This window comes from Gilliamella sp. Choc4-2 (assembly GCF_001690355.1).
Classification (GTDB): domain Bacteria; phylum Pseudomonadota; class Gammaproteobacteria; order Enterobacterales; family Orbaceae; genus Gilliamella; species Gilliamella apicola_A.
In genome coordinates, this window is the sequence record NZ_LZHG01000018.1 from 1 (window position 1) to 20,490 (window position 20,490).

The 20,490-nt window shown below is 34.6% G+C and carries 21 protein-coding genes and 2 tRNA genes; 9 read left to right on the plus strand and 14 right to left on the minus strand.

Annotated elements, in window-relative coordinates; translation table 11 throughout:
• The 5 genes from A9G34_RS02795 to A9G34_RS02815 form a co-directional block, all read right to left on the minus strand.
• On the minus strand, positions 1 to 183 hold a 183-nt coding region (locus A9G34_RS02795), incomplete at its 3' end, for a hypothetical protein (protein WP_442902679.1).
• Positions 183 to 440 (minus strand): transposase, encoded by a 258-nt coding sequence (locus tag A9G34_RS02800; protein WP_034909955.1) that lies wholly within the window; start codon positions 438 to 440, stop codon positions 183 to 185. The genes A9G34_RS02800 and A9G34_RS02795, both read right to left, overlap by 1 nt.
• A gap of 143 nt (positions 441 to 583) precedes the next feature.
• Positions 584 to 1,159 (minus strand): manganese efflux pump MntP, encoded by a 576-nt coding sequence (locus A9G34_RS02805; RefSeq protein ID WP_034947312.1) that lies wholly within the window; start codon positions 1,157 to 1,159, stop codon positions 584 to 586.
• A 49-nt stretch (positions 1,160 to 1,208) separates the two neighbouring features.
• On the minus strand, positions 1,209 to 1,826 hold the full coding sequence (locus tag A9G34_RS02810; protein ID WP_065568810.1) for a tetratricopeptide repeat protein: 618 nt from the start codon (positions 1,824 to 1,826) through the stop codon (positions 1,209 to 1,211).
• A gap of 35 nt (positions 1,827 to 1,861) precedes the next feature.
• Complete coding sequence (locus tag A9G34_RS02815) at positions 1,862 to 3,010, minus strand: bifunctional tRNA (adenosine(37)-C2)-methyltransferase TrmG/ribosomal RNA large subunit methyltransferase RlmN (protein ID WP_141670322.1); 1,149 nt, start codon at positions 3,008 to 3,010, stop codon at positions 1,862 to 1,864.
• 178 nt (positions 3,011 to 3,188) lie between these two features.
• On the opposite strand from A9G34_RS02815, the gene A9G34_RS02820 reads away from it, so the two are divergent.
• Positions 3,189 to 3,920, plus strand: a complete 732-nt coding sequence (locus A9G34_RS02820; RefSeq protein WP_162174527.1) for a M15 family metallopeptidase — start codon at positions 3,189 to 3,191, stop codon at positions 3,918 to 3,920.
• 26 nt (positions 3,921 to 3,946) lie between these two features.
• Here the strand turns inward: A9G34_RS02820 and A9G34_RS02825 are convergent, their stop codons facing one another.
• Positions 3,947 to 5,248, minus strand: a complete 1,302-nt coding sequence (locus tag A9G34_RS02825; protein WP_034947306.1) for an ATP-binding protein — start codon at positions 5,246 to 5,248, stop codon at positions 3,947 to 3,949.
• Positions 5,249 to 5,266: 18 nt separating this feature from the next.
• Positions 5,267 to 5,947, minus strand: coding sequence for a response regulator transcription factor (locus A9G34_RS02830; RefSeq protein ID WP_034947655.1), 681 nt, complete (start codon positions 5,945 to 5,947; stop codon positions 5,267 to 5,269).
• 802 nt (positions 5,948 to 6,749) lie between these two features.
• On the opposite strand from A9G34_RS02830, the gene A9G34_RS02835 reads away from it, so the two are divergent.
• The 3 genes from A9G34_RS02835 (at position 6,750) to asd (ending at position 8,400) form a co-directional block, all read left to right on the plus strand.
• Positions 6,750 to 6,825 (plus strand) — tRNA-His (locus A9G34_RS02835).
• Positions 6,826 to 6,857: 32 nt separating this feature from the next.
• A tRNA-Pro gene (locus A9G34_RS02840) sits at positions 6,858 to 6,934 on the plus strand.
• A gap of 362 nt (positions 6,935 to 7,296) precedes the next feature.
• Complete coding sequence (gene asd, locus A9G34_RS02845) at positions 7,297 to 8,400, plus strand: aspartate-semialdehyde dehydrogenase (protein ID WP_065568811.1); 1,104 nt, start codon at positions 7,297 to 7,299, stop codon at positions 8,398 to 8,400.
• A 50-nt stretch (positions 8,401 to 8,450) separates the two neighbouring features.
• On the opposite strand, the gene A9G34_RS02850 is transcribed toward asd, so the two are convergent.
• Genes A9G34_RS02850 through nagB form a run of 3 tightly spaced genes read right to left on the minus strand, consistent with a single transcriptional unit; the run spans position 8,451 to position 11,678 of the window.
• Positions 8,451 to 9,680 (minus strand): ROK family protein, encoded by a 1,230-nt coding sequence (locus A9G34_RS02850; RefSeq protein WP_065568812.1) that lies wholly within the window; start codon positions 9,678 to 9,680, stop codon positions 8,451 to 8,453.
• 37 nt (positions 9,681 to 9,717) lie between these two features.
• Complete coding sequence (gene nagA / locus A9G34_RS02855; protein WP_065568813.1) at positions 9,718 to 10,860, minus strand: N-acetylglucosamine-6-phosphate deacetylase; 1,143 nt, start codon at positions 10,858 to 10,860, stop codon at positions 9,718 to 9,720.
• 11 nt (positions 10,861 to 10,871) lie between these two features.
• Positions 10,872 to 11,678 (minus strand): glucosamine-6-phosphate deaminase, encoded by an 807-nt coding sequence (nagB, locus tag A9G34_RS02860; protein WP_065568814.1) that lies wholly within the window; start codon positions 11,676 to 11,678, stop codon positions 10,872 to 10,874.
• A 248-nt stretch (positions 11,679 to 11,926) separates the two neighbouring features.
• Here nagB and nagE point away from each other — a divergent pair, with 248 nt between their 5' ends.
• A complete protein-coding gene (gene nagE, locus A9G34_RS02865) occupies positions 11,927 to 13,420 on the plus strand; it encodes an N-acetylglucosamine-specific PTS transporter subunit IIBC (protein ID WP_065568815.1) in 1,494 nt (497 codons plus the stop codon).
• A gap of 232 nt (positions 13,421 to 13,652) precedes the next feature.
• Here nagE and tusC read toward each other — a convergent pair whose 3' ends face one another.
• Genes tusC through fkpA form a run of 3 tightly spaced genes read right to left on the minus strand, consistent with a single transcriptional unit; the run spans position 13,653 to position 15,205 of the window.
• A complete protein-coding gene (gene tusC / locus A9G34_RS02870) occupies positions 13,653 to 14,006 on the minus strand; it encodes a sulfurtransferase complex subunit TusC (RefSeq protein ID WP_034947288.1) in 354 nt (117 codons plus the stop codon).
• Between the two features lie 15 nt (positions 14,007 to 14,021).
• Positions 14,022 to 14,393, minus strand: coding sequence for a sulfurtransferase complex subunit TusD (gene tusD, locus A9G34_RS02875; RefSeq protein WP_141670321.1), 372 nt, complete (start codon positions 14,391 to 14,393; stop codon positions 14,022 to 14,024).
• Positions 14,393 to 15,205: an FKBP-type peptidyl-prolyl cis-trans isomerase gene (gene fkpA, locus A9G34_RS02880; protein ID WP_065568816.1), complete on the minus strand. Its 813-nt coding sequence runs from the start codon at positions 15,203 to 15,205 to the stop codon at positions 14,393 to 14,395. Before fkpA ends, tusD begins: the two co-directional genes overlap by 1 nt.
• A gap of 222 nt (positions 15,206 to 15,427) precedes the next feature.
• On the opposite strand from fkpA, the gene fabZ reads away from it, so the two are divergent.
• The 4 genes from fabZ to rnhB are packed head-to-tail and all read left to right on the plus strand — an operon-like array spanning position 15,428 to position 18,463.
• Positions 15,428 to 15,874 (plus strand): 3-hydroxyacyl-ACP dehydratase FabZ, encoded by a 447-nt coding sequence (gene fabZ, locus A9G34_RS02885; protein ID WP_034947282.1) that lies wholly within the window; start codon positions 15,428 to 15,430, stop codon positions 15,872 to 15,874.
• Positions 15,875 to 15,917: 43 nt separating this feature from the next.
• The gene (gene lpxA / locus A9G34_RS02890; protein ID WP_034947280.1) at positions 15,918 to 16,697 is read left to right on the plus strand and encodes an acyl-ACP--UDP-N-acetylglucosamine O-acyltransferase; all 780 of its coding nucleotides are present in this window, start codon (positions 15,918 to 15,920) and stop codon (positions 16,695 to 16,697) included.
• Positions 16,697 to 17,839: a lipid-A-disaccharide synthase gene (lpxB, locus tag A9G34_RS02895; protein ID WP_065568817.1), complete on the plus strand. Its 1,143-nt coding sequence runs from the start codon at positions 16,697 to 16,699 to the stop codon at positions 17,837 to 17,839. Before lpxA ends, lpxB begins: the two co-directional genes overlap by 1 nt.
• A 30-nt stretch (positions 17,840 to 17,869) precedes the next feature.
• Entirely contained in the window at positions 17,870 to 18,463 is a 594-nt protein-coding gene (gene rnhB / locus A9G34_RS02900) for a ribonuclease HII (RefSeq protein WP_034947274.1), read from the plus strand.
• 691 nt (positions 18,464 to 19,154) lie between these two features.
• On the opposite strand, the gene A9G34_RS02905 is transcribed toward rnhB, so the two are convergent.
• Positions 19,155 to 20,432 (minus strand): NAD(P)/FAD-dependent oxidoreductase, encoded by a 1,278-nt coding sequence (locus A9G34_RS02905; protein ID WP_065568818.1) that lies wholly within the window; start codon positions 20,430 to 20,432, stop codon positions 19,155 to 19,157.
• Positions 20,433 to 20,490: the final 58 nt, after the last annotated feature.

Consider the following 20,490-nt stretch of genomic DNA (forward strand, 5'->3'; position numbering starts at 1 on the left):
CCAGCGTAAATGCCTTTCCGTGATAGCATTCAACACCGAAATAATCACTGAATCATCCGGTAACTTAGGTTTATAATAGTAAGCACAACGGCTTAAGCCAACAATGGCACAACTCATAGTAATAGTAACTGAATGATTTTGTTGTAGTTGCTGTGCCCACGTTTTACGTGCCTTTGTGGGCACTAAAGCTTTTTTATGATTTCTTCCTGAAGCTGGGATTTTAAGCTCAGTTCGGCAAACATCTGCTTAAGCTTGCGATTTTCAGCCTCCAGCTCCTTTAAGCGTTTGATATCCGAAGTTTCCATTCCGCCATATTTTTCTCGCCATTTATAGAAAGTTGAATTACCCATGCCATATTTACGGCACAGTTCTTTAACCGGAATACCTGCTTCAGCTTCTTTTAAAATAGCGACGATTTGATGTTCAGTCATTTTTTTCATAATTAAATCCCCTTTTCTTTTATCATAGAGAATTTTCTACTTTTTTGCTGTACTATTTTTGGGGATAGTTACATAGATAGAATATACCGATTTATAAAACATTCGAAACTTAGCTATATAAAAATATTTTTTTATTTAAAATACTAAATTGTCATATGTTGATAAAGTGTGATTAACCCAATAGAGATAAGCACTAATCCACCAAAAAGCTCAGCCCGTTTACCAATTAAACAGCCAATTTTATTACCCAATAATAACCCAATAGTAACCATTGTACAGGTAGCTAGTCCAATCATTGATGCAGAAAAAAAGATATTAACACTTGCTAATGCTAAGCCAACACCAACGGCAAATGCATCTATACTGGTTGAAATTGCTGTAAAAATTAGCGTTAGAAAAGATTTTTTTGATGATGTTAATTCATCTTCTTGGCAATTTCCATCCGACTGTTTCTGGCTGTTATATATCATATTAATTCCTAAAAATAGCATGACAGCAAATACAACCCAATGATCCCATTGTTCAATATATTGAAGGGCAATGTAGCCAACTAACCAGCCAAGTAAAGGAGTAATAGCTTCAACAAAACCAAATAAAAGTCCGATTTTTAGCGCACTTATAAATGGCATTGATTTAAGTGAAACCCCTCGGCACAAAGCCACAGCAAAGGCATCGGTGGACATTGCCAGTGCTAATAACAAAATAGCCAAAAAACTCATGACATATACTCTTGCTTATAATTATAAAAAATTTATTACTCTTTAATAATTATTTACTTTTTGTTATTGAAAATAAATAATTAGCTATCTTCTTATCACCTTTACTTTGATAAAGCTTAGCTGTTTTTATGACGTTGTCTCGACGACTAGCATCATATTGAAAAAGTTGCCTGAACATTAAATTAGCTGTTTCTTGATCATCATTTTGTATTGCACAATAGCCATATTGTTCATAAGTGTCGGCTTTCCAGTGATGGTGATCAAGCGCAATGCTTTGTTCAAATTGCTGTTTTGCTTTTTGATAACGATCCCTACCACATAAGAAAGAACCATAATGAACGTGATATAAAGCATTGCCTGGTTCCATTAAGGTAATGCGTTTATAAATCTGTTCAGCTTCTTGGAATTCGCCAACGTGCTGATCAAACATTGCCATGGCTAACATTACCTGAGGATTATTAGGGGAATATTGTGCTGCTAATTTAAAATTATAATGTGCGGCTTTAATATTTTCTTCTGATTCATCCGCTTTAGCCAAATAACCTAGTCCTAATCTCATTCTTGCTAATGCTGCTACTTCTGGGTCAAATTCTTCATTATTTTTCATTTGACATCCAAATAAAGTTAATATAGCAAAATAAGCTAATAATATTACAAACTTTTTCATTAATTTTCCCTTTCTAAGTTTTTATGTGTATTTGTTTATTCTGTTTGCTGAGCAAGGCTTTGCCTTTTGTATAGTGTTCTTTTAGTGCGATCAACTACTTCTCCCGCCAATTGACCACATGCAGCATCGATATCATCACCACGTGTTTTACGGACTATCACAGTAAATCCACACCCCATTAATGTTTTCATAAAGCGATCAATTCGTGTATTTGAACATCTTGAATAAGGTGCACCAGGGAATGGGTTCCAAGGAATTAAATTAATTTTACTTGGTACATTTTTTAAGAATACTGCAAGCTCATGAGCATGCTCAACACTGTCATTTATTTGATTAAGAAGTACATATTCGATAGTGACTTTACCATGGTTAGCATTGGATGTTGAAAGGTATCGCAGAATCGAATCGCGTAGCATGGACATATTATATTTTTGATTAATCGGCATGATTTCGCTACGAATAACATCATTAGGAGCATGAAGCGAAATGGCTAGTGCCACGTCAATCATACCGGCGAGTTTATCTAATGCTGGCACTACGCCTGAGGTCGAGAGCGTAACGCGCCTTTTGGAAAGACCATAACCAAAATCATCTAACATGATTTCCATTGCTGGGACGACATTTGATAAATTAAGTAATGGCTCGCCCATGCCCATCATTACTACGTTAGTGATAGGTCTATCAACCAATTTACCTGTAACTCCGATCGCGTTTGAGGCACGCCATACTTGCCCAATAATTTCAGAAACGGTTAAGTTACGATTAAAACCTTGCTGAGCAGTTGAACAAAATTTGCATTCAAGTGCACACCCTACTTGCGAGGAAACACATAGTGTAGCGCGATCGCGCTCGGGGATATAAACAGACTCAATCATCTGGTTATTACCTACATCAAGCGCCCATTTGATAGTGCCATCAGATGAGCGCTGCTCTATAGCAATTTTAGGGGCTTTGATCTCAGCTAGTGTTTTTAATTGTTCACGTAACTTTTTATTAATATCTGTCATTTGATCGAAGTTATCAATACCAAAATGGTAGATCCATTTCATTACTTGATCTGCTCTAAATGGTTTTTCGCCTAATGAAATAAAAAATTCACGTAATTGCTGGCGAGTATAATTCAATAAATTTATTTTTTCGTTTGTTAGTTTATTTATATTGAGATTGGTTGTATTAGGATTCATTGTGTTTGTTAAGTTTGAGCAATTAGTAGATATATTTGATGTAGATGATATTAACATGTGGCCTCGTTTTTACACATTATGGCTATTTCAATTTTTAGGGAAAGGATTATACTGTTTTTCACAAAATCTGGCTAATAGAATATAACTAATATTTAGAATGAAAAAACGATCAGCAAAATTGAAAAAAAAATTCAAATTAACCCAAATGCTAACCTTACTTTTATGCTCAACTACAGCTATGGCACAAACAATTCCATTAACTAAATTGCTTGGGCAATTTGACGAAAAAAAGGATGATAATTTTATCTCACTGGATTCAACAGTGTTAGAGGTAAATAAAAAGGGGATGTATCTCCAAAAAGAAGCTACACAGCAGTTAATTAAAGCCTATCATGACTTTCGAAAATCCTACCCAAACATTCCTTTTATTGTAGTTAGTGCAACACGTAATTACATGTATCAAAATTCGATTTGGCAGCGTAAATGGAATGCATTATTACCAAAGTTAAGTGACCCACAAAAAATTGCTAAAGAAATTTTACAATACTCATCAATGCCGGGAACTTCTCGTCATCATTGGGGAACTGATATTGATATTACCAGTGTTTCATCGGAATATTTTCAATATGATCCAAAAGGCATTATTCTATATAAATGGCTTCAAGAAAACATGCCCAAGTATGGTTTTTGCCAAGCCTTCAATGAAGGACGAAAAGGTGGGTATCAGCCAGAAGAATGGCATTGGTCATATAAACCTATTGCTAGCCAGTATATTGCAGAATATAAGGCAATATTAGAACACTATCCAAACACAATTACACAAGTTTTAGATTTTATAGGTCATGATAAAATTGAGCTAGAAAAACTAGTTAAAGAGTACGTATTAACTGTCAATAATGACTGCTACTAATATTTTATTAACTGTTTTTTATAAAGCTAAAGCTTACGCCAATAAGGTAAGCATATTGTTACGATTAGCCCGCCGTCATCACGATTAGTGGCTTGAATGGTACCGTTATGCATGATAACCGTCTTTCTAGCAATCGCAAGCCCCAAACCATAACCTTTTCCTAATTGTGGTGATTGAATTCTCACAAAAGGTTCGAAAATGCTTGATAGCTTACTCTGTTCAACACCTGGACCGCGATCTTTAACTTCAATTTGTAAATACTTGCCTACTTCTTTTAACGATACTTCTACAGTTTGCCCAGGTCTAGAAAAGCGGATAGCATTCCGGATAATGTTTTCAATTGCTCGACGAATTTGCTCTGAATTCCCCTTAACAATAGAATGGGCGACTGGTGACAATACAGAGTGAACATGAATTGATTGATGATTAGCTTCATAATTGGCATCATTAATTACAACACGGATTAGGTCTTTTAAATCAAAATACTCGTCAGTTCGATTATTCATTTCAGCGCGAGAATAATTTAAAATTTCGCCAATTAATTGATCTAATCGTTGTGACTCTAACTCTATTCTTTCTAAAGCTGTATCAATATTTTGCTTATTTTGCTGCGCAAGACCAATCGCTAATTGTAACCGAGCTAGTGGTGTTCTAAGTTCATGAGATACATCATGAAGGAGTGCCTGGCGATCTGATATTAAGATGTTAAGTTGTTCAACCATCATGTCAAAATCCTTGCCTAGCTCACTAAGCTCATCGCGACGAGGTTTCAATTTATTAAATAATCTGACAGTAAGATCGCCTTGAGATACTCGGAAAAAACCTTGCCTTAATAGTCGCATAGGTCTGGTCAAGTTCCATGCTAAAAAGAGACTGAAAACAAGCCCTACACAGACCCCCATTAACACAATTGGCATCGGCATATTAAATAGCGCTTTTTTAACATGATCGTCTTTATCTTTATCTTCTTTAAACGAAACAGCGTAAATTGTACCATCGGGGGCAATTGCCGTACGTTGGTAAATATACGTTGGTGGTTCTAATTCATCTGTGATGATATTAACTTGGTCATTCTGAGGAGAGATCAACTTTATTGAAAGTAACATTCGTTCGCGTTCAGGCAAATGTGCTACAAAATTAAGTGTTTCATCTTCCCCAGCTACATGTAATAACTGAGCAATCATATCAACTTTTGTTGGCATATGATTGAGAAATCGTTGATTTTTATTTTCGATATAATAAGAAAACGCAATCCAAGTCAATTGGAAAGTAAGATAGAAAATAGTCCAAAAGATAACGAGTATTTTCCAAAATAATCGACGATTCATATCAACTCTACTATTGCATTAACGGATACGATAACCAACTGCCCTAATAGTTTCTATGGTCACGATATTTTGTGCAACTTGGTGTAATTTTTGGCGAATATTACTGATATGCACATCAACACTACGATCATAGAGTTCCCTAGCTCTACCTAATCCGATTTCAGACAGTTCTTCTTTAGTAACTACTCGCTCGCTGTGTTTTACAAGTAATACTAGCAAATTAAACTCGGTAGAAGTTAAATCAATAACTTGCCCATTCCAAGTACATAACCGTTGAGGAAGATCTAGTGTTAAACCATTAAAATGATATTTTTTATCATCAACTGTTTCCACTGAGCGCTCATCAAAGCGACGTAGAACCGCACGTAATCTGGCTAATAATTCACGAGGATAACATGGCTTCGGAATATAATCATCAGCTCCTAATTCTAATCCTAAAACGCGATCAATATTATCACCTTTAGCCGTTAACATAATAACTGGCATATTACAGTTCTGACGGATACTCTTAAGAACATCAATACCATTAATATCAGGTAACATTACATCTAAAATTGCTGCACGATATTTACCCGATAACGCTGCATCAATACCGTCTTTACCCAAATAAACACTTTTGATATTAAAACCTTCGTTGGTCAAATATTCACTAAGCATCTGTGATAGTTCAATATCATCATCAATTAATAAAATATTTATCATAATCGCCATTATTATTTAATTTTAAGTATTTATATTATTACAATAATAAAAAAAAAGTCAGGTAACTTTACTAAAATATTACATATTTTGAGCTGTTACTGGTTATTTTATTTACTATTTAATAATGTAAAGGAGTTTGCTGCAAACCGCAGGTTTAATCTAAATTTAATATAAAATTCAATTAAATAACGTTTTTATAAATAAGCCTATTAGCTATAAACGATAAAATCATTATATAGCCATTGTAAAATCACATCATTTAAAACTTACTTAATTTATAATAAAATATAATTAAATAAATTGTTAATTTTTTCATCTTTTAACATTACTACTAAAAAATAGAATAACAAATAGTATGATAGTAGCTAATTAAATTAGTGAAAGGTGAAGCTCTCCCATTTTTGATTGTACAAAACTAATCTCTTTATCATTAGCTACCGCTATAGTACTATCTTGATAAATGATATCAAAAAATTGATGCTTACAAGGCGTATAATGTTATAAAAAATAGAATGGGTGCAACATTGCCGAGTATTATAAGTAAAAATCGAATAATCAAAGCATTATTCATAATAAAGTGGAAGCTTCAATTAATCATTTAAAGAGGGATTGTGAATAACAGGACGAAAGTAATCGATAAATAACCTATTAATATAATGTCACATAAACCTTGATTTATAAAAAACATGATGGCTAGCTAAATGTTTAACCGGTTTTTATATAATCAATTAGTAAGTTTTTTAAAAAATCTTCTGGACAATATTATTTTTTATGCGTAATATTTCGTCCTACTTCTACGGTGGCTATAGCTCAGTTGGTAGAGCCCTGGATTGTGATTCCAGTTGTCGTGGGTTCGAGTCCCATTAGCCACCCCATTTTATTTATGCATAGCGTAAATGGTATCTAACGGCGAGTAGCGCAGCTTGGTAGCGCAACTGGTTTGGGACCAGTGGGTCGGAGGTTCGAATCCTCTCTCGCCGACCAATTTTAAATAAAAACCTATTTTAGAGCAGGAATCTTTATTGCCTGGTTTGTAAACTATTAGAGCTGATAATAAATCGAGTCGATCTTTCTGGTTCATTTACCCTCCCCCCCCAAAAAATTTGATTGTCATGATAGGATCATATTTCCTTAATTTTGCTTATTCCATAATTCATGGATTGCTAACTATAATCGCAATTTTAATGCATTAAATAATGCATTAAAGATGAAAATCTAAAATTATATAACGCCACGTTATCATTTTCTTATCAACAAAAATAATTCTTATCTAACTTGTTTTATGGTGATATTTTGCTTTAATAGAAAATATCTCTTCATATAACCTCTACTTTTGGAAATACATTATGAAAAATGTTGGTTTTGTTGGTTGGCGTGGAATGGTAGGCTCGGTTCTTATGCAACGTATGATTGAAGAACATGATTTTGATCATATTAACCCTATCTTTTTTTCTACTTCTCAAGCGGGTCAGGCCGCTCCTACATTTAGTGGTAAAGTAGGAATATTACAAAATGCTAATAATATTGATGCCTTAAAAGCATTAGATATTATAGTTACTTGCCAAGGTGGGGATTATACCTCCGTAGTCTATAAAAAATTACGTGCGACGGGATGGCAAGGGTATTGGATAGATGCAGCATCAACACTACGAATGGAAAATGATGCCATTATCGTTCTTGACCCAGTCAATAAAGCTAATATTCATGAAGCGATAAATAAAGGCATCAAAACTTTCGTGGGTGGCAACTGTACGGTGAGTTTAATGTTAATGTCACTCGGTGGTTTATTTTCTGAAAACTTAATTGAGTGGATCTCTGTTTCAACTTATCAAGCCGCCTCGGGCGGTGGTGCTCGTCATATGCGAGAGTTACTTACCCAAATGGGAGTATTAAACGCAGAGGTTGCCAAAGAACTACAAGATCCTCATTCTTCTATTTTAGATATTGAGAGAAAAGTGACCCAAAAAATGCGTGATGGTAGTTTACCAACTGATAATTTCGGTGTGCCATTAGCAGGAAGTTTAATTCCTTGGATTGATAAGGCGCTTGATAATGGTCAAAGCAAAGAAGAATGGAAAGGGCAGGCAGAAACCAATAAAATTTTAGGTACCAGTCAAATTATTCCGGTTGATGGACTTTGTGTTCGTATTGGAGCACTACGTTGTCATAGCCAAGCTTTTACTATTAAATTGAAAAAAGATATTAGCGTCTCTGAAATTGAAAAGCTGCTTGCTGCTCATAATGATTGGGTAAAAGTTGTGCCGAATGATCGTAATCTTTCGATGCGTGAACTTACCCCTGCAGCAGTAACAGGTACTTTAACAACACCTGTTGGGCGCTTACGTAAATTGAATATGGGCAAAGATTACCTTTCTGCTTTTACTGTTGGTGATCAATTATTATGGGGGGCGGCAGAACCATTACGTAGAATGTTGCATATTTTAGCGTAAATTAGAATAAAAAAGCTCGATTTATCGGGCTGTATTTTTATTCTAATAAACTACTGTTCTTTATCGTCCAATAATGCCATTAATAATGATCCATTAAATAAAGCTTGCTGCACTAGTGCAAATGCACCAATCGCTGATCTATCGTTAAGTGATGAGCAAGTAATGGTAAGGTTTTTGCGTAGTTCTTCCAAGCTTTGAGTGTTTAATGAACTAGTTACCGCATTTAATAGTATTTCTGGCGATTTAGTGAGTTCTCCTGCTAGCACGATTCGTTGAGGATTGAAGATGTTAACCATAATTGCAATCGCTCTACCAAGGTTTTCACCCGCATCTTTGATCAGTTTTATAGCTAATGCATCTCCTTGATTTGCATGTCGGCAGATATGATTAATGTCACAGTGCTCAACTGTTAATTTGGATACATAGCCTTGCTTAATCATTAGCCTACCTCGGTGTTCAATGGCTTTATTGACTACGCGGTTTTCTAAACAACCAAAGTTACCACAATGGCAACGTTCACCTAATGGATCGACTTGAATGTGTCCGACTTCACAAGCGCTTTGATTATGATTAGTTAGCAGTTGTTGATTAACAATAACGCCTGAGCCTACACCACGATGAACTCTTATTAAAATCGAGTCATCAACACCTTGTGTCGAGCCGAAATAACTTTCAGCTAATGCTAAACTTTGAATATCATTACCAAGAAATATAGAAACATTAAACTGCTTTTGTAATATTTCAGCTAAATACCATGCGTTAACTTGAATATGGGGCATATAACGAATGATACCACGCACTGAATCAATCAAACCAGGAAGCACAACCGAGATAGCAACAAGATGCTTAATTTGTTTCCCCTTTTTTTGAATAAATTGTTCAATTAATCCAATTAAATATTCCTGTGCAAGCTTCTGTTCAAAGGTAGTAAGCGGATGGATTTCTAATGCTAAGCTGTTAGCTCCAAGATCATAAAGTTCAATGGTTACATGAGAACGACTTAATTGAATGCCAATCGCTTGATAATGACTGAATTTAGCTTGTATTGATACCGCAGGTCGACCACCGGTCGATTGTTGAGTATTGACTTCTTTAATTAGTTCATTTTTAATCAGCTGTCGGGTGATTTTTGTGATACTGGCTGGTGCTAATTGGCTTATTTCAGCAAGCTGGATACGAGAAATCGGAGCTTGCTGAACAATCAAACGATAAATCATAGCATAATTTAGCTGTTTGATAAGTTCAGCATTTCCGACTAAGTGTAGATAATTAAATGACATACTTTATCTCAAAATTTTCATTAATTATCCTTACATTCTAATGACTCATTTTTCCATTAACAACCGTTTCAACGATTGTAAAATCGTGACGAAATACAACAAGGTTGGCAATTTTCCCTTCACTTATGGTTCCAAGTTTTTTATCAACACCAATTGCTTTGGCTGGGTAAAGAGTTGCCATTCTTAATGCTTCATCTAAGGCGATCCCAACATATTCAACTACATTTTTTACAGCTTCAATCATGGTTAAGGACGAACCACCTAATGTGCCATTTTTATCAACGCATCGCCCATCTTTATAATAAATAGTTTTACCTGCAAACACTCCTGACTCTAAATTGGATCCAGCAAGTAGCATTGCATCGGTAATTAAAATCAAACGATCTTGTTTAATTTTGTGGCTATTACGAATATTTGCCCAACTAACATGCTGACCATCAGCAATAACGCCCACATAAACTTCTGGTTCGTCATAAATTGCTCCAACTACACCTGGTTCACGCCCAGAAATATAAGGCATTGCATTAAATAGGTGAGTCCCCAAACGGATACCATCATTAAATCCACGACGACAATCATCATAATGTGCATTAGAATGACCAACCGATACATGAATACCTGCATTTACTAGTTGTTTGATAATATGACTTTCAACTCGTTCTGGTGCTAACGTGATAATTTTTATTACATCTGCGTTTTCGCAAAGAAAATCAATCATTTTTTGAGAAGGTTGACGAATGATGTTTTCGTCATGAATGCCTTTCTTTTCAGGGCTAATATAAGGTCCTTCCAGATGCAAACCTAAGGCCTGATTTGGATGTGTGGCTAAATATTCACGCATAACCTTAACAGCTTTTATCATAAATTCATCAGTTGAGGTAATTAATGTAGGCAAATAGCTAGTACAGCCATAAATAAGGTTTGTTGCCTGCATTGCTTCTAATGTTTCAACACTTAATGCATCGAGCGTCTCATTGAATTGTACACCTCCACAACCATTGACTTGAATATCAATAAAACCTGGAGAAAGCATTGCGCCTTGTAAATTTTCAATAGTGATATCTGAAGGTAATTCGTTTTGTTTACAGATTTTTGCAATCTTATCGCCGTCAATAATAACCGCGTGATTTTCAAGAATCTCATAACCAGTATAAATACGACAATTTATTAATGCGTACATTGATTTATCCTTTATAAAATGGTTACTTTAAGATTATCAGCTTCCATTTGTTTAAAATATTTTAACGTTTTTACTTTAAGATCATCCGTACTTGGTTCATCACAAACAATAATTGATGTTGGATGCATTTGAAGCGCAGTTACTGTCCAAAGGTGATTAATAGAGCCTTCAACACCAGCTTGAAGAGCTAAGCTCTTGTTATGACCACAAACTAATAAAATGACTTCCTGTGCATCCATTAAAGTTGCAACACCAATAGTCAGTGCATGTTTTGGAACTTGATTTACATCATTATCAAAGAAACGAGAATTTGCAATACGAGTATCTTCTGTTAACGTTTTAATACGAGTACGAGAACAAAGAGATGAGCCTGGTTCATTAAAAGCAATATGCCCATCTTGCCCAACACCCCCAACGAAAATATTGATTTTGCCATAAGCTCTGATCTTAGCTTCATATTGACGGCATTCTTCATCAATATTTGGAGCATTGCCATTTAATATATGGATGTTGTTTTTATCAATATCAATATGATTAAAGAAATTTTCGTACATAAATGTGTGATAACTTTGAGGGTGATCTTCTGGAATCCCAACATATTCATCCATATTAAAAGTCACTACATGTTTAAAACTAACATTACCAGCTCTATAATGTTTAATTAATTGCTGATACATAACTAGAGGTGAACTTCCTGTCGGTAAACCTAATAAAAATGGACGATCTGCTGTTGGATTAAATTGATTAATTTTATTAACAATACGCTCAGCAACCCAAGCCCCCACTTCTTTGGCATTTTGTAAAGGAATTAACCTCATGAAATACTCCTTCATCTGATATAATTAAATAACTTCTTTTTTTCTAAAGTAAAAAATGTTTGCTTAATATTACTATATTAAAATAAATAATCAAAAAAAATCGTGATTAAAATCACATAAAATGAATAATTAATTTGCGAAGTAAAATAATATAAGATGAAATATAATCGTCCATTTACTTATATCTAAAATGTTTAATAAAAAAACGATATTAGATATAATTCAAATAAATATATGAGGTTAAATTTATGGGAATTTTAGCTTATTTGCAACGTATTGGGCGCTCTCTCATGGTGCCTGTCGCAGTTTTACCTGCTGCTGCAATACTGCTTGGTATTGGGTATTGGATAGATCCTAATGGTTGGGGGCAAAATAGTATTGTTGCTGCTTTTTTAATTAAGTCTGGTGGTGCAATTATTGAAAAAATGCCAATACTTTTTGCTGTTGGGGTTGCTTATGGGATGTCTAAAGATAAAGATGGTTCTGCTGCGTTAGCAGGATTAGTCGGTTTTCTAGTCGTAACCACGCTGCTTTCACCTAATTCTATTGCATTATTTAATGGTATTGATACCAGTATTGGTGATTGGCAATTACATATTTCTCCTGCATTTCAAAAGATTGATAATCAGTTTGTAGGAATACTGGTTGGTATTATTTCAGCTGAGTTATATAACCGATTTAGCTCTGTTGAATTACATAAAGCATTAGCATTTTTTAGTGGTAAAAGGCTAGTACCTATTATCGTATCGATAGTTATGCTATTGGTTTCTGCTGTTTTATATTTTATCTGGCCATCTATTTATGATGCATTAGTTTCTTTTGGTAAATATATTAAAGAGCTGGGTTCAGTAGGTTCTGGTATTTATGGATTCTTTAATCGTTTACTTATTCCTGTCGGTTTACACCATGCTTTAAACTCAGTATTTTGGTTTGATGTTGCAGGTATTAATGATATTCCTAATTTCCTAGGTGGGCAAAAATCAATTGAAGATGGATTAGCAACAGTGGGAATTACTGGTCGTTACCAAGCTGGATTTTTTCCTGTTATGATGTTTGGTTTACCTGGAGCTGCATTAGCAATGTACCATACCGCTAAAAAAGGTAATAAAGATAAAACTGCTTCAATCATGTTAGCCTCTTCATTTGCTGCATTTTTCACTGGTGTAACAGAACCATTAGAGTTTGCTTTTATGTTTGTTGCACCTGCACTTTATTTTTTACATGCTATTTTAGCAGGTATTTCACTTTACATCGCAGCTGCCATGCAATGGATTGCTGGATTTGGTTTTAGTGCCGGATTAGTTGATATGTTGCTTTCAAGCCGCAATCCACTTGCTGTGCATTGGTATATGCTAATTCTTCAAGGTCTAGTATTTTTTGTGGTTTACTATATAGTGTTTCGCTTTGTGATTGTAAAATTCAATCTTAAAACACCAGGTCGCGAAGATGAAGATACTACGGTTTCATCAACTGAACAAACCCAGAAAAAACAAATTGTTGGTGATACAACTAAGCTTGCTGAACAATATTTAAATATTGTGGGTGGCAAAGAAAATCTAACCAATATTGATTCTTGTATTACGCGCTTACGTTTAAGTGTGAAGGACTCAGATCTTATTGATGAACAAGCTGCTAAAGCTTTAGGTGCAATGGCTGTAATTAAATTAGGTAAAACAGGTATACAAATTGTGGTTGGTCAACAAGCAGAAAAAATTGCAGATGAAATGAAAAAGTTAGTCTAATTAATCGAAATAAATTAGCCATTACTTAGCACGATAATAATCCGCTCTGTTAAAGCAATATTGTTGAAAATAGGGTGGATTATTTATTGCATCCATATATTTATCCATATAATTCAATTAAATGGATTATATGAACCTTACTTAAAATTATTAGCACTCTTTTATATTTCTGTCTGGAGTTTTTACTAAGAGAGAAATATTATATATCATAAAGATAAGCTTTAGTTTTAAATTAAAGCCGTAAAATTACATCTTGAATGGTTAATAATTGAGCTATTGCTTGGGGGGTAATCATTTTGCTAGGAATATTTCGAGTCATTTTGTTAATATTTCTAATTTTAAGTGAGTCTTCACATACATACACATCATCAATATCATAAAGTTCAAGCATGTTAAATGTGGCAATATAGTCACGCATTAAAATTTGCTGCGGTTTTTGATCCGGTAGCAGATGAAACACTCCATCGCCAATAAAAAATACTGATACCTGATTAATATCTGACATAGCTAAAGCAAGATCGAGTGCCTCTCGACCTTTGGCATTTCCATGAGGGGGAGCGCTAATAATAATCGCCACTTTTTTCATTTGAGTGCCTTAATTTTAAAATTGAATCGTTCTATCCGTCGTTGCAATGGATTCGCTTAATTCACCAAGACCTGTTAACTCAAAGTGATCGGCAAGATTACTTTCGATGACGCCACGCCGTTGCGCTGCAGCGACACAAATTGTTAACGTAATAGAATATTTGCTTGCTAGTTCCTGCCATGCCTTAACTAAATCAAACTCATCATTAGCGGGCTCAGTAAACCGATTCCCATTATATATACCATCTGCATAAAAGAAGATATTTTTAATTTTATGCATTGTGTTTGTTAGTAATGCTTGTGCAAATTGATATGCACAATAAGCGGATTGGGTCCCATAGGCAGGACCCGTAACAACAAACGTATAGGTAAGTGAGCTAATCAAAATTATTTAGCTGATTTTGTTGATTGAGATGATTTTGTATTTTGATTCTCAATGCCAATGAGTTCAACTTCAAAAACTAATGTAGAAGCAGGTTGAATACCAGTTTTATCGCCTAGACCAGGGATATTTTGATCACCATAAGCTAATTCTGGTGGGACAACTAATTTAATTTTTCCACCGACACCAACGAGTTGAATTCCTTCTACCCAACCTTTGATTACAGTATTAAGTGGAAATTTTGCTGTTTCACCACGGTCATAAGAGCTATCGAATTTACGTCCATCAATTAGTGTACCTGTGTAGTGAACAATAACGGTGTCGTCAGCAGTTGGGTGAGGGCCAGAACCATCTTTAACAATCTGATAAAGTAGGCCAGACTTGGTTTTTTTTACCCCCTGTTGTTTGGCAAAGTTTGTACGAAATTTTTCACCATTAGCTGTATTTTCTGCTTTTTGTTTTTCAAAACGTGCAGTTGCTTCTTGTTGAAGACGTTGACCAAATTGCGCCAGAATTGATTGGATTTCATCTTTCGTTAATCGAGATTCACCGCGAAATGTCTCGTTAAACCCATTAACTACATAATCAGTATCAATGTTAATTTGTTCGTTTTCTAGATTTCCTTTCAAATAGGTAGCAAATGAAGAACCTAATGCATAAGCTTCTTTTTGAGCATCAGTTGAAAATGCAGTATTACTTGTAGTGCTTTGACTAGTTACTGGTAAATGTTTATTTTCAAATTTATTTTTTTCATTACATCCAGCTAAAGCTAACATGATTGCACTACTTAGTAATGTTATTTTTATCAATGATTTCATTTTTAATTCTCCTAGTTGAAAATCTGGCTAATAATTTTTTATTATATAATATTTTATATACTATTATATAGCGTTTACCAATCATTTATGCAATAAATTTATTTTAACATATTATTAACGTTTTCAATAAAATAGATTGCAGTGCTTAAATCATTCTTGAGTGAAATAGCTATCCTCAGTTATAATGTATAAAGTTTACAGTAATATATAAGGATAGCTATTTTGACTACCGAACTTAATACCCTTGATATTGAAGAAATCATTAGTTTATTACCGCATCGTTATCCTTTTTTGATGGTCGATCGCGTGATTAGTTATGAAAAAGGTAAAACATTAAAGGCAATAAAAAATGTCACCGTTAATGAACCTTTCTTTCAGGGACATTTCCCGAATAAACCAGTTTTTCCTGGTGTATTAATTTTAGAAGCCATGGCACAAGCGACAGGTATATTGGCATTTAAAAGCATCGAAGAACTATCACCAGGGCAACTTTATTATTTTGCTTCAATTGATAAAGCACGTTTTAAACGGCCTGTTGTGCCAGGTGATCAGATTATACTTGATGTTGAATATATTAAAGAGCGCCGAGGTATTGCATTATTCCATGGTGTTGCCACCGTTGATGGTAATTTGGTTTGCGAAGCTGAAATGATGTGTGCTCGCAAATAATATTGTTTTAAAAATATCCTAAAAGCAGTTTCAAGGAAACACTATGGCAACGGAAATACATCCAAGTTCAGTGATTGAGAAAGGTGCGAAAATTGGCGATAACGTCAAAATTGGTCCTTTCTGCTTTATTGGTGAAAATGTTGAAATTGGTGACGGGACGTTTTTAAAGTCACACGTTGTTATCAACGGACACACCAAAATTGGCAAGGATAATCAAATTTATCAATTCACTTCCATCGGAGAAGTTAACCAAGATCTGAAATATCGAGGTGAACCAACACGTACTGAAATCGGTGATCGCAATATGATTCGCGAAAGCGTGACTATCCATCGTGGAACAGTACAAGGAGGGGAGTTAACCCGTATTGGTAGCGATAATCTCTTGATGATTAATTCGCATATTGCACATGATTGCCATGTTGGTAATCGCTGCATTTTAGCTAATAACGCTACTCTTGGAGGGCATGTTCAACTAGATGATTATGTCATTATTGGTGGTATGACTGCGGTACATCAGTTTTGTGTAATTGGAGCCCATGTTATGGTTGGTGGCTGTTCTGGTGTTGCACAAGATGTTCCCCCTTATGTTATTGCACAAGGCAATCATGCAACGCCACATGGCGTAAATTACGAAGGTTTAAAACGCAGAGGGTTTGGCAAGGAAGCATTACAAGCCATACGCAGTGCTTATAAAATTCTTTATAGGAATGGTTTAATGTTAGACGATGCAAAAATTGAAATTGAAACTATTGCTAAGCAATACCCAGAAATTAAACTATTTATTGACTTTTTTGCACGTTCAACACGCGGCATTATCCGTTAATGACAAATAAACCGTTAACAATTGCGATCATTGCAGGAGAAGCCTCTGGCGATATTCTTGGTGCAGGATTGATTCTTGCACTAAAAAAACATTATCCAAATATTCACTTTGTGGGTATTGCTGGTCCTAAAATGCAAGCCGAAGGCTGTCAAGCTTGGTATGAAATGGATGAATTATCCGTTATGGGGATTATTGAGGTACTAGGCCGATTACGCCGGATCTTAGCAATTCGCAAAGATATTACCGAGCGTTTAATAGCACTTAAACCTGATATATTTATTGGTATTGATGCCCCAGATTTTAACCTTCCGTTAGAAGGAAAATTAAAGCGAGCAGGCATAAAAACGATTCATTATGTTAGCCCATCGGTTTGGGCTTGGAAGCAAAAGCGCGTTTTTAAAATAAAACGTAATACCAACCTTATTTTAGCTTTTCTTCCATTTGAAAAGGTATTTTATGACAAGTTTAATGTGCCATGTCGTTTCATTGGTCATAAAATGGCAGATGATATTCCATTAAAACCAGATCAAACCGCTATGCGTCAACAATTAGGCGTTCCAATCAATTGTCGTTGTTTAGTTTTATTGCCAGGTAGCCGTTATGCTGAAGTCACTTTATTATCAGAACCATTTTTAAAAGCAGCTCAATTATTGCATAAGCGTTATTCGGATTTGCATATTGTGGTACCTCTAGTTAATGCTAAAAGGCGAAAAGAGTTTGAACAAATTAAAGCACAAGTTGCACCAGAACTTAAAATGCAACTATTAGACGGACAAGCTCGTGAAGCAATGATTGCTAGTAATGCCGCAATCTTAGCATCAGGGACTGTAGCATTAGAATGCATGTTAGCTAAGTGCCCAATGGTGGTTGGCTACAAAATGAAAGTATTTACTTTTTGGCTAGCTAAAAAATTAATTAAAACGCCTTACGTGTCTTTACCTAATATTTTAGCAGGTAAACAGATTGTGCCCGAATTGCTACAACAAGACTGCACACCAGAAAATATCGTTACCCATATTATCCCTTTTTTAGAGAAAGATAATTTAGCATTGAAAGATACCTTTCTCACATTGCATAAACAAATCCGTTGTAACGCTGATGAACAAGCAGCACAAGCTGTATTGGATATTTTAAAAGAATAATACCTGTAGAGTAATGTTAGAGGATTTACTTTGTTATTAGAATTTACTTACCCTGATGCTACACTAATTGCTGGGGTTGACGAAGTTGGGCGTGGTCCACTTTGTGGTGATGTAGTCACCGCAGCAGTGATTTTAGATCCCAATAAACCAATAATTGGTTTAACGGACTCTAAAAAATTGACTGAAAAAAAACGTGAACAACTATTTGATATCATCAAAGAAAATGCCTTAGCTTGGTGTGTTGCAAGGGCTTCCGTTGAAGAAATAGATAAATTAAATATTTTACATGCCACCATGCTAGCTATGCAACGAGCAGTGATTGGATTGAAAGTAAAGCCCAACTTTGTATTAGTTGACGGCAACCGTTGTCCTGATTTTGGTATACAAACCCAAGCCGTTGTTAAAGGTGATTTATTAGTAGCAGAAATTAGTGCAGCGTCTATTTTAGCTAAAGTTACACGTGATCGTGAAATGGTTGAGTTAGGTAAACTTTACCCACAATATGGCCTTGCACAGCATAAAGGCTATCCTACAAAAGCGCATTTAGCGGCAATTGAAACACATGGCATAAACCATTTATATCGAAAAAGTTTTGCACCAATAAAAAAATTATCATTACGTTAAACTAATGGTTATCAATCATGGCGAATTAAACATTGAAACAAGGGAAATAGCTGATTCTTGGTAAAAGAGGATTTTACTGCCATGGTGTCCTTTTATTTTCTGCTTTACTACAGGAAGTGAAAGGTAAAATTCTTTAATGTCTGCAACTTACCAATTTTTAGATTAAGTATCCGTATCATCAACCTTCCATACTAATTCACAATAGTAAATGTAATTATTCTTCCAGTTAAACCAGATATCATAAGGCTTGCACTTCAAAAGTGCTTGCTACTTTCTTGAATTTAGTGATCTTATTATTAAATAAATTGTGAGTTTTTAAATATTTTATAATGTAATTTTTATTTTTCCATGAGAAATCGGCTTTTTAGCGGCTTGTAAATCCCTTTACTTCCCATTTAGAGAAACTAACATTTTAATTTATATTAAAAATAATTCCTATACAACTATAAGGAGAGTCTTTTTCTTGTTCAACATTTTTACTCTTTCCTGACTGTGAAGATTAAAGAATCAAATCCCCCATTATTTTGTGGTTGATCACCAACACTTGTTATCAAATTTATTAACAACAACATAAACATTAAAATCGGATGCATTGAACTTACCGATAAAAACAGTCAATATTACAGAAAATATAAAAAGCTACTTCAAAAAATATATATTCAAAGTAGCTATTAATAATAGAAAGTGAGGGCTAATTTCTTTTGGTAAAAATAGAAGAAGATTTGGTTTTGTACATTACTTTACTAGCACAAGAAAAACGAATTGTTCTAAAAATACCAATTAAGTTTGCTTGATGCATGCGATATAATAAACGATGAATTATCATTGCAAACCAACCTTTAACACCCATTTCACTTTTACCAGCTAATTTAATGACACCTTGTGCTGTATTATGCAATGAAATAATGGTCCCATTATCGGTATATTTAAAGGATTTCATTGGTTGATTGTTTATCATACGGATAATATTGCTACAACAAATTTTAGCCATTTGATGAGCTGCTTGTGCTGTTGGTGGTGATGCACGACCTGAATCTTGCATAGCATAAGCACAATCACCAATAACAAAAATGTTATCATCACGTGTTGTTTGTAATGTTGGTTTTACTACTAATTGATTAGAACGGCTTGATTCTAAACTTGCAATTTGTTTTAAATAATCAGGCGCTTTTACACCTGCTGTCCAGATCATAATATCCGCTTTTATGGTATCGCCTTCTTTGGGATAAAATCCATCTCTTTCTGCTTTAGTAATCATCGTTTTAGTTAACACATGAATACCTTGATTTTCTAAAGTTTTGGTAATACTTAATGCAGTTTTTTCAGGAAGAGCAGGTAAAATACGATCTGTTGCTTCAATAACTGATATATCTAATTGATCTGAGCACATACCATTTTGTCGACATGTGCCAAATTCATCAACCATATGTGGTAACTCAGATGCTAATTCAACACCGGTTGCACCACCGCCTACAATGGCAACACGAATTTTGTCTTCAAACTTATTGGTATTAGAGCAAAAATCAGCAAATTTTGATAACAATAACTCACGTAGCTGGAGTGCTGCATTTTGATCGTCCAAAAAGATACAATGTTCTTTAACGCCTGGAGTACCAAAATCATTAGAAGTACTACCTATTGCTATGACTAAAATATCATAGGCAATAGAAATAGTTTCATTATTAGAATCAACGATAACAACTTGCTTATTATCGTGGTCAATATTAGTAAAGGCACCTTGTGTGAATTGAAAATGATGTTGTAGGGCTTGTGCTGCATAATAGATATTATCCACTTGTTCATCTAGTACGCCTGTTGCAACTTCATGTAAAAGGGGTTTCCAAATGTGATAACTATTTTTATCGATTAACGTAATTTGGACTTCTTGATTTTTACCCAATTTATTGCCAAGATCAGTGGCTAACTCAAAACCACCAGCACCACCGCCAACAATAATTATTTTTTTCATACTTTTTTTTCTACCTTATAATCACAATTATAAATATCATACTAAATAAGTAGGTTTT